Origin of the sequence: Halanaerobium saccharolyticum subsp. saccharolyticum DSM 6643, assembly GCF_000350165.1 — a bacterium.
Lineage (GTDB): Bacteria > Bacillota > Halanaerobiia > Halanaerobiales > Halanaerobiaceae > Halanaerobium > Halanaerobium saccharolyticum.
The window spans coordinates 113,682-130,288 of record NZ_CAUI01000015.1 but is presented as its reverse complement, the minus strand read 5'-3'; the positions used below and the strand labels follow the sequence as shown (position 1 = coordinate 130,288).

Annotated in this window: 16 protein-coding genes; all 16 read left to right on the top strand. The window is 32.1% G+C overall.

Features of this window, described 5'->3' with window-relative positions; genetic code table 11:
* Positions 1–4: 4 nt before the first annotated feature.
* The 16 genes from rbfA to asnS all read left to right on the top strand — a co-directional run bounded on the left by rbfA (position 5) and on the right by asnS (position 16,582).
* Positions 5–388 (top strand): 30S ribosome-binding factor RbfA, encoded by a 384-nt coding sequence (rbfA, locus tag HSACCH_RS05910; protein ID WP_005488583.1) that lies wholly within the window; start codon positions 5–7, stop codon positions 386–388.
* Entirely contained in the window at positions 372–1,349 is a 978-nt protein-coding gene (locus tag HSACCH_RS05905) for a DHH family phosphoesterase (RefSeq protein WP_005488582.1), read from the top strand. The genes rbfA and HSACCH_RS05905 overlap by 17 nt, the downstream gene beginning before the upstream one ends.
* The gene (gene truB / locus HSACCH_RS05900; RefSeq protein WP_005488581.1) at positions 1,342–2,235 is read left to right on the top strand and encodes a tRNA pseudouridine(55) synthase TruB; all 894 of its coding nucleotides are present in this window, start codon (positions 1,342–1,344) and stop codon (positions 2,233–2,235) included. The genes HSACCH_RS05905 and truB overlap by 8 nt, the downstream gene beginning before the upstream one ends.
* 16 nt (positions 2,236–2,251) lie before the next feature.
* Complete coding sequence (locus tag HSACCH_RS05895) at positions 2,252–3,175, top strand: bifunctional riboflavin kinase/FAD synthetase (RefSeq protein WP_005488580.1); 924 nt, start codon at positions 2,252–2,254, stop codon at positions 3,173–3,175.
* Positions 3,176–3,274: 99 nt separating this feature from the next.
* Positions 3,275–3,541 (top strand): 30S ribosomal protein S15, encoded by a 267-nt coding sequence (rpsO, locus tag HSACCH_RS05890; protein WP_005488577.1) that lies wholly within the window; start codon positions 3,275–3,277, stop codon positions 3,539–3,541.
* 60 nt (positions 3,542–3,601) lie between these two features.
* Entirely contained in the window at positions 3,602–5,692 is a 2,091-nt protein-coding gene (locus HSACCH_RS05885; protein WP_005488576.1) for a polyribonucleotide nucleotidyltransferase, read from the top strand.
* A gap of 41 nt (positions 5,693–5,733) precedes the next feature.
* Positions 5,734–6,576 (top strand): deoxyribonuclease IV, encoded by an 843-nt coding sequence (locus HSACCH_RS05880; protein ID WP_005488575.1) that lies wholly within the window; start codon positions 5,734–5,736, stop codon positions 6,574–6,576.
* 2 nt (positions 6,577–6,578) lie between these two features.
* The gene (locus HSACCH_RS05875) at positions 6,579–9,029 is read left to right on the top strand and encodes a helicase C-terminal domain-containing protein (RefSeq protein WP_005488574.1); all 2,451 of its coding nucleotides are present in this window, start codon (positions 6,579–6,581) and stop codon (positions 9,027–9,029) included.
* A gap of 2 nt (positions 9,030–9,031) precedes the next feature.
* The gene (locus HSACCH_RS05870; RefSeq protein ID WP_005488573.1) at positions 9,032–9,964 is read left to right on the top strand and encodes a cell wall hydrolase; all 933 of its coding nucleotides are present in this window, start codon (positions 9,032–9,034) and stop codon (positions 9,962–9,964) included.
* A gap of 95 nt (positions 9,965–10,059) precedes the next feature.
* On the top strand, positions 10,060–10,818 hold the full coding sequence (locus tag HSACCH_RS05865) for a polysaccharide deacetylase family protein (protein ID WP_005488571.1): 759 nt from the start codon (positions 10,060–10,062) through the stop codon (positions 10,816–10,818).
* The gene (gene dut / locus HSACCH_RS05860) at positions 10,790–11,230 is read left to right on the top strand and encodes a dUTP diphosphatase (protein WP_005488569.1); all 441 of its coding nucleotides are present in this window, start codon (positions 10,790–10,792) and stop codon (positions 11,228–11,230) included. The genes HSACCH_RS05865 and dut overlap by 29 nt, the downstream gene beginning before the upstream one ends.
* A gap of 14 nt (positions 11,231–11,244) precedes the next feature.
* On the top strand, positions 11,245–12,174 hold the full coding sequence (thrB, locus tag HSACCH_RS05855) for a homoserine kinase (RefSeq protein ID WP_005488568.1): 930 nt from the start codon (positions 11,245–11,247) through the stop codon (positions 12,172–12,174).
* Positions 12,167–13,453 (top strand): homoserine dehydrogenase, encoded by a 1,287-nt coding sequence (locus tag HSACCH_RS05850; protein WP_005488567.1) that lies wholly within the window; start codon positions 12,167–12,169, stop codon positions 13,451–13,453. Before thrB ends, HSACCH_RS05850 begins: the two co-directional genes overlap by 8 nt.
* Before the next feature lie 30 nt (positions 13,454–13,483).
* Complete coding sequence (locus HSACCH_RS05845; protein WP_005488566.1) at positions 13,484–14,707, top strand: aspartate kinase; 1,224 nt, start codon at positions 13,484–13,486, stop codon at positions 14,705–14,707.
* Positions 14,708–14,810: 103 nt separating this feature from the next.
* On the top strand, positions 14,811–14,933 hold the full coding sequence (locus HSACCH_RS05840; RefSeq protein WP_005488565.1) for a desulfoferrodoxin FeS4 iron-binding domain-containing protein: 123 nt from the start codon (positions 14,811–14,813) through the stop codon (positions 14,931–14,933).
* Positions 14,934–15,190: 257 nt separating this feature from the next.
* Entirely contained in the window at positions 15,191–16,582 is a 1,392-nt protein-coding gene (asnS, locus tag HSACCH_RS05835) for an asparagine--tRNA ligase (RefSeq protein WP_005488564.1), read from the top strand.
* Positions 16,583–16,607: the final 25 nt, after the last annotated feature.

The following is a 16,607-nucleotide window of genomic DNA, read 5'->3' as shown; positions in this document are numbered from 1 at the left end:
TAAAATGGCAAATAAACGTGCAGTAAGAGTTGGAGAATTACTAAAAGAAGAAATAAGTCAGATTGTTTTACGAGAAATGAAAGACCCACGAATCGGTTTTGTTTCAATTACTGATGTAGAAGTCAGTGGAGATTTAAGACATGCTAAAGTCTTTATTAGTGTGTATGGTACTGATAAAGAAAAGGAAGAAACTTTAAACGGTTTACAGCAGGCACAGGGTTTTGTTCGTAAACTTGTTGGTGAACGAGTAAAAATTCATCATACACCAGAAATTATTTTTAGATATGATGATTCTATAGAAAATGGAGTTCATATCTCAGAAATAATTAAAGATCTTAAAGAATCAGGAGAGATAAAGGAGTCTGACTCTGATGCAGAAAAAAATTAAAGAGATTATTAAAATAATAAATGAGAATGATAATTTTTTAATTGTTGGCCATGTAGGTGCAGATGGTGACAGTATTGGATCAGTGACTGCTTTAACTCGATTGTTAAGAATTAAAAATAAAAAAGCCAGAGCCTATCTTAATCGAGATACTCTGGCTCCTTTTTCGTTTTTAGAAGTTAATGAAGAAGAATTTCATACAGATTCTAAAGAATTGAAAGAAGAAATTTCAGCTGAAGACTATATTCTAATCACTCTTGATTCAGGTAATTTAGAGCGGGTAGATTTAGATCAAGAATTAATAAAAGATGCTCAATTTATTATCAACATAGATCATCATGAAGATAATAGTCGTTTTGGAAAAGTAAATTTAGTTCAGGCTGATCGAGCAGCTGTTGCAGAGATAATTTATAATTTTGCTGCAGAAATGATTAATTCAAAGCTGCCTTTTGAAATCGCTGAACCTCTTGCAACTGGTATTATAACAGATACGGGTGCTTTACGCTATGAAAATACTACTTCTAGAGTCCTCAGGATTTTAGCTGAATTAATGGATGCTGGTGTAGATATTTATAAGATTAATAAAAAAATATTCGGCAGTATAAGTTATAAGGCTTTAATTTTAAAGGGTCTGGCTCTTGCTACTCTTGCCAGAAGTGAAGACGGCAAAATCGCCTGGCTTTATGTTAGTCGTGAGATGATGCATCAAGCAGAAACCGATTATACAGAAGGTTTAGTCAGTATGGCTAGAGATATTGAAGATGTAGAAATTGGGATTCTTTTTACTGAGGAAGAAAAAAAAGAAATTAAAGTTAGTTTACGTTCTAATTTTTATGCAGAAGTTAATAAACTTGCAGCAGAATTCAATGGCGGTGGTCACCCAAGAGCAGCTGGTGCTACTGTAGAAAAAACTCTGCAGCAGACAATTAATTCGGTTGTGGAGGCAGCGAAGAAGTATGTTTAATGGAACAGCAAATATTTTAAAACCACCCGGCATTTCGTCTTTTGCCTTGATTAAAAAATTGCGAGGTCTTTTAGATGAAAAAAAGGCCGGTCATACAGGGACTTTAGATCCAGCTGCAGCTGGAGTTTTAGGAGTATGCTTTGGTAAAGCAACAAAAATTATTCCCTTTTTAGATGACAGCCGTAAAGAATATATTTGTGAGTTAAAACTTGGGGCCAGAACTGATACTTTGGATTTAGAAGGAGAAGTTATCAGAGAAGATCTTAAGTGGAATAATTTAACTGAAGCCGTAGTTGAAGCAGAAATACTTAAATTTAAAGGTAAACAGCAGCAAATACCACCTATGTATTCTGCTCTTCATTATCAAGGGGCGCGTCTTTATCAGTTAGCCCGGAGAGGGATTGAGGTTGAACGTCAGAGCAGAGATATTGAGATATTTAATCTAGAAATTTTAGCCATAAATTTACCTTTGATTCGCTTTAAAGTAGAAGTTTCAAGAGGAACTTATATTCGGTCTTTAGTTAGAGATATTGGAGAAAAGCTAAATACAAATGCAGTAATGACATTTTTGCTGCGGACTAGATCAGGCCCTTTTAAAATAGAAGATTCAGTAAGCTTTGAAGATGTTAAAGCTCAAGGTAAAAATATTTTGCTCAAAAGTTATGAAATTTTAGATATTCCACATTATACAATTAAAGATGAAGAATATAATCGGGCCGCAAATGGCAATTATTTAATTCAAGATAATTTCAGAGAAGCTGAGTTTGAACTAGATGTTAATGATCATTTTTTAATTTTTTCTGAATCAGGGACTTTTTTAGCTATTGGTCAATATCAAATTAAAGATGATTATTCAATTTATCAACCACTTAAAGTTTTTATTTAATGCTGGAGGAAATTATATGCAGGTTATAAAAAGTAAAGAATATAATAAATATCAGAGCAGTAATACCTGTCTTGCAATAGGTGCATTTGATGGCTTACATAAAGGTCATCAATTAATCATCAATGAGGCTATAAAAGAGGCTAGAGAAAATAATTTTCCAGCTGCTGTTTTATCTTTTCATCCTCATCCTTTAGAAATTATTCCCGGCAAAAATCCACCACCTTCAATTGTTTCTCGCAAACAAAAAATTTCAATTCTGGCGGAAATGGGAATAGATTATTATTTTGAACAGGAATTTAATCAGGAGTTTGCATCTTTGAGGGCGGAAGAATTTATAAATGAGATATTGATAGATAAAATAAATGTTAGCACTGTTGTAGTTGGTGATGATTTTCGCTTTGCCTATAAAAATGAAGGTAATGTTGAAATTTTAAATAAAATGGGTGAACTTCATGGTTTTAAGGCCAGGATAATATCTCAACTTCATGCAAGTGATGATAGAATCTCCAGTACTAGAATAAGAAGTCTTTTGAAAAAAGGAAAAATTAAAAAGGCAAAAAAATTACTGGGTAGACCCTATCAAATTTGTGGTGAAGTTATTCATGGTAAAAAAATTGGGAGAAAACTTGGGTTTCCAACTGCTAATTTAAAGCTGGAGACAAATTATGCCCTGCCACCTGAAGGAGTTTATGCAGCTAAAATAAAGTTTGATAATCAAGAATATGTTGCTTCAGCAAATTTAGGCTACAATCCTACTTTTAGGAATGAAGATATTTCTTTTGAAGCTTATATTTTAGACTTTGATGGAGACATATATGGTAAGAGAGTCTGTGTAGATATTATAGAATTTATTAGAGATGAAGAAAATTTTGCTAGTAAAGAAGAATTAATTACGCAGATGAAGCAAGATATTCTTTACACACGCAATCTTTTATGTTAAAATTATGAAGAAAGTTTTAAATTACCATTTGCTAGGATTACGACTCTCCGACGTTATCTTGGCTTATGGCGAATTAGTTTCTCAGGAGGTGAATTTTTTATGATAAGTAAAGAAAAAAAGCAAGAAGTTATTAAGGAATATCAACTAGAAGAAGGCGATACTGGTTCATCTGAAGTGCAAATTGCTCTTTTAACAGCAAGAATTTCTGAATTAACTGAGCATTTGAAAGACCACAAAAATGATCATCATTCAAGAAGAGGTCTTTTAAAGATGGTTGGTAAAAGAAGAAAATTGTTAAGATACTTAAAAAATAATGATGTTCTGCGTTATCGTGAGCTAATTTCTAAATTAGGAATTCGCGGTTAATAATGCATACTAAAAGAGCGGGGCATTCCCCGCTCTTTATTTGAATAAGGAGGAAAAAATATGAACGAATGGACAATTGATTATGCCGGTGACGAATTTAATTTTTCAACCGGTAAAGTGGCCAAACAGGCCAATGGTTCTGTAGTAGTCCGCAGTGGAGATTCACAAGTTTTAGTTACAGCAACTATGGATGACCCAAGACCAGGAATGAACTATTTCCCATTAATGGTTAATTATGAGGAAAGAGTTTATGCTATCGGACAGATTCCAGGTAGTGTTATGAGAAGAGAAGGAAGACCTAGAGATGAAGCTACTCTTGCAGCTAGAGTAATTGACCGCTCTATTAGACCATTATTTCCAGATGGATATAGACGTGATGTACAGATAGTTGCAACTATTTTATCTGTAGATGATGATCATGATCCAGAAGTTTTAGCTTTAAATGGAGCTTCTGTTGCTCTGACCTTATCAGACATACCTTTTGCAGGTCCAATTGGTGCAGCAAAAGTTGGATTAGTTGATGGAGAAATAATTATTAATCCAAATGAAGAAGAAAGAGAAAATAGCGATCTTGATCTTGTAGTTGCAGGCAGCAAAGATGCAATTATGATGGTAGAAGCAAGTGCTAATGAGGTAAGTGAAGAAAAAATATTAGAAGCAATGGATGCTGCTCATACTGAAATCAAAAAGATTATTTCTTTACAGGAAGATATCAGAGAAGAGGCAGGTAAGGAAAAAATGCCTTTTGAATCTCCAACTGTAGATGATGAGATTCAGACTCAAGTTGATCAAATTCTTGGTGATAAGATGAAAGAAGCAATTCAAATTCAGGAAAAAAAGTCAAGAAGTGATAGGCTTGATGAGCTTAAAGAAGAGCTAAAAACTACAATTAATCCTGAAGAAGACGAAGCAATCAATAAACAGCTTGAATTAGCATTTGAAAAAATGATTAAAAAGTCTGTTAAGGGCTTAATTATTGATGATGGAGTTCGTCCTGATGGTAGAGATTATGATGAAATCAGACCTATCTGGGCAGAAGTTGACTTTGTACCAAGAGCACATGGATCTGGAGTCTTTACCAGAGGTGAAACTCAGGCTTTAAGTGTTTTAACTCTAGGATCAGCTAGAGATGAACAGACCATATTTGGACTCGGTGAAAATGAGACCAAACGTTATATGCATCACTACAATTTCCCATCTTTCTGTGTTGGTGAAACATCTCCAATGCGCTCTCCAGGAAGAAGAGAAATCGGACATGGTACTTTAGGTGAAAAAGCATTGCTGCCGGTTATTCCGTCTGAAGAAGATTTTCCATATACAATCAGAATTGTATCTGAAGTATTAGAATCAAATGGATCTTCATCTCAGGCAAGTATCTGTGGTAGTAGTTTAGCTTTAATGGCTGCTGGAGTACCAATTAAAGCACCTGTGGCAGGTATTGCAATGGGATTAATGAAAAAAGATGATGAGATTGTAGTTCTATCAGATATTCAGGGCTTTGAAGATTTTCATGGAGACATGGACTTTAAAGTTGCTGGAACTAAAGATGGTATTACAGCTTTACAGATGGATATGAAATTAAAAGGTCTATCTTCTGAAGTCTTAAAAGAAGCTTTAGCCAAAGCTAAAAAAGGTAGAATGCATATTATGGATAAAATGCTGGATGTTATCCCAGAAGCTCGTCCAGAATTATCTCCGAATGCACCTGCAATTATTACTATGAATATTAATCCAGAAAAAATTAGATTTGTTATTGGTCCTGGTGGTAAAATGATCAATAAGATTATTGATGAAACTGGTGCCGACATCGATATTGAAGATGATGGATTAGTTAAGATTATGACTACTGATCAGGAAGGCGGACAAAAAGCTAAGGAAATGATAGAACGTCTAACTGAAGAAGTAGAAGTTGGTAAAATATATCAGGGTACAGTTAAAAAAATCATGAACTTTGGTGCCTTTGTTGAAATTCTACCAAATAAAGATGGGCTTGTCCACATTTCTGAATTAGCCGATCGCCATGTTAAAGAAGTTGGCGATGTTGTTTCTATAGGAGATGAAATTCCTGTAAAAGTTATTGAAATAGATAATCAGGATAGAATTAATTTATCCCTTAAAGATGCAAAAAAAGAACTAGAAGAAAAAGAGTAAATATTATAATATAAAGAATAGTACTTGGAGTTGAGAATTTAATGATTTTAGGCAAACATGTTTCTATAGCTGGCGGTCTTGACAAAGCTTTTAAAAGAGCAGCTAACATTGGCTGTAATTCACTGCAGATTTTTGTCAAAAATCCACGCGGCTGGAAAATGCGCGAGGTTATGGCAGAAGAAGTAGAAAAATTCAAGGCAGCTAGAAAAAAATATAAGATAGATCCAGTTGTAGTTCATGCAGCTTATTTGATTAATTTAGCATCTCCAAAAGATGAATTATGGGAAAAATCAATTTCAGCTCTTAAGTCTGAATACCAACGCTGTGACAGGCTCGGAGCTGAATACCTGATTTTCCATCCAGGCAGCCACACAGGTTCTGGTTTAGAAACGGGTATCCAAAGAATTGCTGAGGCTTTAAATCAAATTTTAGCTGAGGTTAAAAATGAAACTATGATTCTTTTAGAAAACACTGCTGGTGCAGGTACAAGTATCGGTGAAGAATTTTCACATTTAAAGGCTATTTTAGAAGCTGTAGATCATTCTGAGAGACTAGGTGTTTGCATAGATAGTTGTCATGCTTTCACTGCCAAATATAATCTGGCAATAGAGGAAGGTTTAGAGGAATTAATCAACGATTTTGAAAATATAATTGGTCTTAAACATTTAAAAGTTGTTCACCTCAATGATTCTAAACATGACTGCTGTACAAATAAAGATGAGCATGCTCATATTGGTAAAGGAAAAATTGGAGATCAAGCTTTTAAAAGATTAATTAATCATCCGAAATTGAAAGATAAAGTTTTTATTTTAGAAACACCCCAATTTGATGAAAAAAAAGAAGATGATGATGTTATATTATTAAAGCAATTAAGGGAGGACTAACCTTGTCTGCTAGTGCCGAAATGTTATTAGAAGTTGGAAGTACAATAAAAAAAGAGATTGAAACTGCTTCTGGTAATGAAATATTTATTAGAGCTCAATTAAATAATAAGAATATAATTAAAGAAATTGAAGTACTGGCTAGAGGTAACAGTAATTCTGCACCTGCTGTAATTAATAACATAATGGCTGGAGAAATGATAATTCACAATCATCCATCAGGTGATCTAACACCATCTGCTGCAGATATCAGGCTGGCTGCTAAAATGGCAGCAAGAGAAGTCGGTTTTGCTATTATTAATAATCAGGCTGATCAAATTTATGTAGTGGTTGAAGCTGGTACCAAAAAAGAGAAACAGAAATTAGATAAAAAAGAAATTTTAAATTATTTTAAAAAAGAGGGAAAATTGGCTCAGGAGTTAGAGCGCTTTTCGGAAAGAAAAGAGCAGCTTGTTACTGCTGAAAAAATTATTGATTCTTTTAATAAGCATCAATTTGATTTTATTGAGGCTGGAACAGGAACCGGTAAATCTTTTGCCTATTTAATACCAGCTCTTTTTTATAATAATTTAAATCAGGCTAGAATAGTTATTTCAACAAATACAATTAATTTACAGGAACAGCTGATAAATAAAGATCTTGTAACTTTACAGAGAGTTTTAGACTTTGATTTTAATGCTGTTTTAGTCAAAGGTAGGAATAATTATCTTTGTTTACGTAAGTTTAAAAATTTCAAGAAAAACTTTGATAATAATGAATTAGAGATAGATAAAACTCTTTTTAATGAGTTAAATGACTGGAAAAAACATACCGAAAGTGGCGAAAAATCAGAGATAAATTTTCAGTTAAAAAAATCTGTTTGGAATCAAATTGCAGCAGAAAGCGATCTCTGTTTAAAAACATCCTGTCCTTTTTATTCTAATTGTCATTTTATGCAGGCTAGAAAAGCAATATATAAAGCTGATATTTTGATAGTTAATCATCACCTTTTATTGTCTGATGCCAGAGTTAAAGACGATACTGGTTCAGTAGATAGAGGCATTTTACCTAATTTTAATCATTTAATTATAGATGAGGCCCATAATATTGGTGAGATTGCAACAGATCATCTTGGTCATCCTTTATATCAGCCTCTGCTCGATAATTGGCTTAAGAGGTTGAGTGGTGATAAAAACTCTCTTTTATCGGAAATTAGAGAGGATATAGCATTTACAGTTGATAGTGATCAAAAGCGGCTGAGGGATTTACTTGATAAACGTTTAATTCCTACAACCCAAAAAATAAGGGATTTAATTCCTCAATATTTTAATGAATTAAAAGATTTAATTGCAGATTATAAAGATAAAAAAATTACAGTTAATAAAAATTTGCAGTCAAATCCAAAGTGGGAGGAATTTTATAAAACTGCTCAGGATCTTGCTGCTTATTTAAAAAATAATTTTTCGTATTTGCAGATGATATATGAAAACTTATATCTAGGTTTAGAAGCTGAAACAGACGAAAACGAAATGAAAATTAAATCAAGTATTAACCGCTGTCATGATCTTATAAAACGTATAGAATTTAATTTAGAGGCAGCAGATGATGATTACGTTTTCTGGTTGGAGTCGAGCTATTATCGGGGCACTGAACAAATTGTGCAGAAATCTGCTCCGATTGACGCAGGTAAATTTTTGCCTGACATGCTTTGGTCAAAACTAACAAATGTAATTTTTACCTCGGCTACTATAACTGCTGCTAATTCTTTTGATTACTTTTATAGAGAAACTGGAATTAAAACAGCAGAAGAATTAAAAGTAGAGTCACCTTTTGACTATTCAAAACAGGCTGAATTACTAATTCCACTTAATTTTCCTGATCCAAGCAATAATAAATTTTTGAAAGAATTGGTGATTAACCTTAAAAAGATAATTTCTAAAAGCAGGGGTTCAACTATGGTATTATTTACTTCTTACAGGATGTTGAGTTACTGTTTCAACAACTTAAAAGATGAACTGGAAGAACAGGGAATTAGAATTTTATCTCAGTCTAAATTATCCCGTAATTATATTATGCAGGAGTTTAGAGCAGAATATAATACAGTTATCTTTGGGACTTCAAGTTTTTGGGAGGGCGTAGATTTGCCCGGGGATATTTTGAAATATTTAATTATGGTTAAACTGCCTTTTCCTGTGCCGGGAGAGCCCTTGTATCAGGCAAAAGAAGATTTATTAAAAGAAAAAGGCTTAAATCCATTTTACAATCTTGCCTTACCTCAGGCAGTTATTAAATTTAGGCAGGGATTTGGTCGTCTAATTCGTTCCAAAAAGGATAAAGGTTTAATTATTTTATTTGATAGAAGAGTTAAGAGTAGATCATATGGACAGAAGTTTTTAGATTCCTTACCTGAAGGATGTCCTGTTTCAGAAATAAATTGTAATGAGCTGCTTGAAAAAATAAATTATAATGGAGTTTAAATATGAAAAATAAAAGTTTATTTAACCAGATGTTTTTTGTAATCTTAATAATTAGCTTCTTTTCTGCAGCTGCTTATGCTGCTCCCAATTTAAGCTTGATTTATGTAATTCAACAGGGGGATACGCTTTCGGAAATAGCAGCAGAATATAATGTAGATCTCAACAAATTAAAAGCAGAAAATGGAATTACTAATACAGCCAGTATTAAAATGGGCGATGAGTTAGTTATTCCACAAAAAAATATTAAAAAAAATAAGTCTAATTTGAAAAATGAGGCGCTTTTTGAGGAGTATAGTTCTCAGAAAAAAGAACTTTCATTTACTATTAATACTCATTATGCCGCCAGAATTAATCCAGGTCACCAGGCACCTAATATTGATAAAATACCAAAAGATAAAATTATTAATTATTATGTAGGGCCAGGAGATACCCTTTATGATCTTGCTCGCGATTTTAGCACTACAATTGGTACTATTTTAGCTTTAAACAATAAAAAAGATAGCTTTTTGCGAAGTGGTGAGAAAATTCGCTTACCAGTTCATAATTTAACTTCACATCAGATTTTAAATAAAAGAGTCAGTAAGCAGGAACTTAATCTTTTAGCAAGAGCTATTCATGGAGAATCTCGGGGAGAACCTTATTTAGGTCAGGTAGCTGTAGCTGCAGTAATTATCAATAGAGTTCTCAGTCGTCAGTTTCCTAATAATTTTGCTCAAGTTATTTATCAGGGAGGACAGTTCTCAGCTGTTAGTGATGGTCAAATCAACCTGACTCCAAATCAGAGCGCTTATAGAGCAGCCAGAGATGCTTTAAGAGGTAGTGACCCTACTAATGGAGCTCTCTATTTTTACAATCCTAAAACAGCAACTAGAGTTAGTTTTTTTAAAGGTAGAAGAGTTATAACTAAAATTGGGGATCATTTGTTTATAGAATAGAGGTGTATTTCTTGTTTTATCATATTAATAAAACCGTCCAGCTTTTTAAAATGAAGCTGGCTTATTTTTTTATAATAACATTTATAATCATCTTAATGTTTTCAGCAGCAGTTTCACCAACAGTTTCAGCAGCCGAAAATATATATTATTTAAGCGAATATAGTGGTTCAAGGTTAACACCAATTTATAAAGTAGAAAGGCATGATAAGAAAATAAGCCTGACAATTGATGGCGCTTGGGGCAGCAATAAAACGGAAGCCCTGCTAAAGTTATTTAAAGCTGAGTCGATTCCGGTTTCATTTTTCTTTGCTGGGATCTGGTTAGAAAACAATCCGAATTTAGTTAATAAAATTATTGAAGCAGGACATCAAATTTATAACCACTCTTACAGCCATCCTCATTTTAATTATTTAAATCAAAAAGAGATAGAAAAAGAATTACTTAAGACAGAAGAAATAATAAATAAATATCAGAAAAAAAATGCAAACCCCAAGTTTTTTAGACCCCCATATGGAGAATATAATGAACTTGTAATTAAAACAGCAAGAGAACTTAATTATCAAGTAGTTCAGTGGAGTCTTGATTCTCACGACTGGATGGATCCTGGCAAGGAATATATTATAAATAGAATAAATAAAAATATAAGTTCTGGAGATATAATTCTTTTTCACAATAATTCTAATAATATTGTTGAAATACTTTCAGAAATCATTCCAATGCTTAAAAAAGAATATCAATTTGTCAAAATTAAAGATCTAATTTATAATAATAACTATCAGATTAATTCTTTGACTGGTTTACAATCTAAAATAAAGGATGATGATAATGGAAATTATGGTAGAAAGACTAAATAAAGAAGTAGAATTACCTCAATATCAACATTATGGAGAGGATGCAGGACTTGATCTCCATGCAGCAGAAGCATTGACAATTAAAAGCGGAGAATATAAACTAATAAAAACTGGCTTAAAAATTGCTGTGCCAAAAGGTTATGCAGCTTTTGTTTATCCCCGGAGTGGGTTAGCGCTAAAAAAGGGTGTAACTGTCTTAAATGCAGATGGAGTTATTGATTCAGGTTATAGAGGTGAGGTTGGGGTTATTTTAATTAATCACGGTCCAGAAGATTTTGAAATAAACTTAAATGACCGTATCGCCCAGTTAATAATTCAAAAAGTAAATATAATTGAATGGAATGAAGTCGATAATTTAAGTGAAAGTCAGCGTGGGGATGGCGGCTTTGGCCATACTGGAGTAAAAAAGAAGTGAGGAAGGGAAATAATATGACAGAAATTAAAGTTCCTGCAACATCGGCAAATCTTGGTCCTGGTTATGATACTTTGGGACTTGCTTTAACTTTATTTAACAATTTCAGAATAAAAAAAAGAAATGATCAGCAGCTGAAGATAAAAGTTATTGATAAAAATCGGAATAAGCAGATAGAGATTGCTGATTCAGATAATTTGATCGCTCAGGCTTACAAAAAATATTTCAATTTTTTAGAAGAAGATTTAATTGGAGCAGAGATAATAGAGGAAATGAACAGTCCTTTAGCCCGGGGATTAGGCAGCAGTGCTTCTGCAATAATTGGTGGCCTAGCAGCAGCTGCAGTAATATCTAATCAATTAATATCAGAAAATGATTTTATTCAGCTTGCTGTTCAACTGGAAAAACATCCAGATAATGTTGTTCCAGCTCTTGTTGGAGGTTTAACGATTAATTTTAATTGCAATAACAACTTTGATTATTATAAAATAGATGTGGACCAGAATATTAATTGTATTTTATTAGTACCTGATTATGAACTAAAAACTGAAAAACTGCGCAGTGTTTTACCTAATGAGATAAATTATTCGCAAGCTATTTCAAATTTAAGTAGGATTAGCCTTTTAACTGCAGCCTTTATAAATAAAGATTATAATTTATTAAAAACTGCAATGGATGATCAGCTGCATCAGCCTTATAGAAAAAAATTAATTAAGGGATTTGACCAAATCATAAGTGAAGCTTATAATAATGGTGCTAAAGGAGCTGCTTTAAGTGGTGCTGGGCCAACAATCTTAGCTCTAGCAGTTGAAAATGAGAAGCTGATTGCTGAAAAAATGGAAGAAGTATATAATTCACTGGCAATAGATTCAACATCTTATATAGTTAAAGTTAGCAACAGCAGTTTATATCAAAGTCTAAAAGAGGAGATATCTAAAGATGTATAAAATAGCTTTAATAGCTAATCAAAAATCTTTTAATTCATTTATAAGTTTTTTTGAAGAAAATAAAAATAAAATAGAAAAATTAATATCACAAAAAATAAAAATAGATTACATATTTAATACTTCTTTAGAGACAGAGATCAAAGTTGATCAGGAAAACTTTACTAATTATAAATCTATTAAAAAAGCAGAAAATTTTAATGATCTACTGCAAAATTCTAAAGCAAAAAGTATTATTGAATTAAATCCAACTGAAGAATCTAAAGATTATATATTTAAGATTTTAAAAAGTAATAAAAATATAATTACTTTTAATAAAAAAGTAGTTGCTGAAAATTTTAAGGAAATTAAAAATTTAGAAAAGAAATATCGAAGCAGAGTCTATTTTTCTGCAGCTTTTTCTCCACTGCCTCTAAAAACACTGATTGATAATTTTTTTGCAATGGATGAAATCACGGGAATGGATGCTATTTTAAATGCGACTACAAATTATATTTTAACTGAGATGGCCAAAAATACAATTTCGATGAAAGAGACAATTGAACAAGCTGAAAAAGCTAGTTATACTGAAGAAAATCCTGATATAGATTTGACTGGCTTAGATAGTTTATATAAGATTATTTTATTATCTAATTTATTTTATAATACTGCTGTAGACCCCGAATTAGTAAAGGTCAAAGGGATCAAAGGTATTACAAGTTATGATTTAATTTATGCAGAAGAACTAGGTTATAAAATAAAATTGATAAGTTCAGTAAAAAAAGAAAAGCAAAAACTATATATTGGAGTCAGACCAAATTTAATTAGTAAAAATAGTTATTTGGCTTCAGTTAATGAAAACAGCAATGCTGTTGAATTAGTATCTAAATACAACTCAAAAATAACTTTTAAAGCAGAAAATAATGATTCAGCACTATATAATCTGCTGAGTTTAGATTTGATTAACGCAGTTAACCATAATAATAACAATAAAATGGATATTGGTTTAGAAAAAAATCCAGAAAACAGCTTTGATTTATACCATAATCAAAAGAGATCATTTTATATCAGACTGCAGCTTGAAAAAGATGAAGAAATTATAGAGAATATAAAAAATATATTTTCAGAAAAAAATCTAGCAGACTTAATTTTACATGACAATTTAACTGAAACCCCACTGCTGCCAGTGATAATCATAACAAAGGAAATCAAGGAAAAAGACCTAGAAATAATACTGCAAGAAGTCGAGGAGCTAAAAGGAGTATTAACTGTTAATAATATTATACCAGTTAAAGCAGAATAATAATTTTATAACAATAGGAAGGTGAAACAATTGTCATTAATTGTACAAAAGTATGGAGGAAGTTCAGTAGCGAATGCAGAGTTAATTAAAAATGTTGCCAAACGAGTAATTGAGGGATATGAGGCAGGCAATCAAATGATTGTTGTTGTATCTGCAATGGGTGACACAACTGATCATTTAATTGAATTAATGGGTGATATAACTGATGATCCAGACCCAAGAGAAGTAGACATGCTGTTAACTACAGGTGAGCAGGTTTCAATTGCACTTTTAACTATGGCAATTCATTCTTTAGGTTATCCAGCAATATCTTTAACAGGAAGCCAAATGAAAATAAAAACAAACGAAAAACATAATCAGGCAATGATAACCGATATTGACACAACCCGTTTAAAAAGGGAGTTATCTGAAAACAAAATTGTTATAGTCGCTGGTTTTCAAGGGGTAAATGAGAATCAGGATTTTACAACTTTAGGTAGAGGTGGTTCTGATACAACAACCGTCGCAGTAGCAGCTGCTATCAAGGCAGATCGCTGTGAAATCTATTCTGATGTAGATGGTGTTTATACAGCAGATCCAAGGCTTGTAAAAAATGCAAGTAAATTAGATTATATTTCATATGAAGAAATGCTTGAGTTAGCAAATTTAGGAGCAAATGTCTTACACCCAAGAGCAGTAGAGTTAGCAAATAATTATAATTTAAAATTATATATAGCATCAAGTTTTAATAAGACTAAAGGAACAATTGTTAGAGGGGATGAAAAAATGGAAGGTAAAAAAAATGTAGTAGGAGTAGCGAGTGATTTAGGAGAAATTAAGATTACTGTAGAAAGAGTACCTGATGAGCCTGGTATAGCTGGTAAGATGTTTAGATCATTGGCTGACTTTGGAGTAAATGTTGATATGATTATTCAGAACTTACAGCGGGATGAGCTTAATGATATAACATTTACGATTAATCAGGAGCAGGAAAAATTGGCAGTAAAGGTGCTGGAAAAAATTAAACGTGAATTAAGATTTAACAACTATAGTATTGATCGAGATGTAGCCAAAATTTCTATAGTAGGAGCTGGAATGCAGTCTACACCAGGTGTTGCCGCCAGAATGTTTACATCATTAGGAGAAAATAGTATCAACATTGGAATGATTACAACCTCTGAAATCAAAATTTCTTGTTTAATTAAAAAAGAAGATGCTAATAATGCAATTAATGTTTTACATCAGGAATTTAAATTAGATGAAATTAATAATTAAATATTGCAAAATCTTTATTTTTAACATATAATTAATTTAGATAAATTTAACATTTCAATTGACTACTTTTATATTTTAAATTATAATAAAAGGAGGCTAAAATATGAATGTAAAGAAAAAAGGAGAAGTATATCGCTGTGAGATTTGCGGTAATGTTGTTGAGGTAAAGGAAGCTGGCGGTGGAGAGCTGATTTGCTGTGGCGAACCAATGAAGCTAGAAGAATAATTATAAAAAATTTTATTAGGGCCCGGGGTTTATTCTCCGGGCTTTTAAATGCTTAAACTACAAAAATTTAGTGATTTTTATTTATTTCTTAAAGGATTTTGCTCCGTTTACGAGAAGTAAATACAATAGAAAATATTATATGTGAGAATATTATAAGTGAGAATATTATAAGTGAAATTATTATAAAAATTTATAATTATATTTTTAATACTCTATAAAATTAGATAAATTGAATATTCAGGGAGGAAATTTATAAAATGAATTATTTCGAAAAGAAAAAGATTAAAGATGTTTTAGAAGATAAAATTGATAATTATAAAGATGTTATTGTTATGGGATGGGTTAGAACAAAAAGAGTCTCAAAAAATATTGCCTTTATAGAGATCAATGATGGAAGTGCACTTAAAAATTTACAGCTTGTTATTTTAAATCCTGATCAACATCCACTGGCTGATATTAATACAGGAGCCAGCATTAAGGTCAAAGGATATATTGATAAAGTCGAAGGTCGAGAACAGGATGTAGAAATGAAGGCTGAAGAAATTGAAATTATTGGTGAAGCACCTGAAGATTTTATTCTCCAGAAAAAAAGACACAGTTTTGAATTTTTAAGAGAAATTGCTCATCTAAGAGCTAGAACAAATACTTTTGGAGTAGTAAATCGTTTCCGCAGTAAGATGTCTTATGCAGTACATAATTATTTTTATAATAAAGACTTCAAATACGTCCATACTCCAATTATTACTTCAGGTGATGCTGAGGGAGCTGGAGAAGTATTTAAAGTTACTACACTTGATTTTGACAAGCTTCCCAAAACAGAATCTGGCGAAATAGATTACAGTCAGGACTTCTTTGCTGAAGAAACTGGTTTAACAGTGAGTGGACAGTTAGAAGCAGAATTGATGGCCACAGCTCTTGGAGATGTATATACTTTTGGTCCAACTTTTAGAGCTGAAAATTCTAACACTTCTCGTCATGCTTCAGAATTTTGGATGATTGAGCCGGAAATGGCATTTTGTAATCTAGATGAGATGATGTCTCTAATGGAAGATTTCATTAAAAATCTATTTAAATTTGCGCTGGAAGAAGCCGAAGAAGAGATGGACTTTTTTAATCAACGAATTGATGAAGGCCGGAGAGAAATGATAGAAGAAATTATTGGTTCAGATTTTGGTAGAGTAACTTATACTGCAGCAATAGAAATTTTAGAAAATAGTGATGAGGACTTCGAATTTCCGGTAAGTTGGGGAATTGATTTGCAGTCTGAACATGAAAGATATTTAACCGAAAAGCATTTTAAAAAGCCAATAATGGTTTATAATTACCCTAAAGATATAAAAGCATTTTACATGCGTCAAAATGAAGATGGAAAAACAGTTGCAGCTGTTGACTGTTTAGTCCCCGGTGTTGGCGAAATCATCGGAGGAAGTCAGCGTGAAGAAAGATATGATAAATTAAAGAGCCGAATGGAAGAATTAAATATGGATCTGGAAAAATATGAGTGGTTTTTAGATATTAGAAAATATGGTTCAGTACCTCATTCCGGTTTTGGACTAGGTTTTGAAAGATTATTAATGTATTTATCAGGTATGCAGAATATAAGAGATGTTATTTCTTTCCCTCGTACTCCTGGTAGTGCTAAATTTTAATAGAAAATAATTTATTGATGAGGAG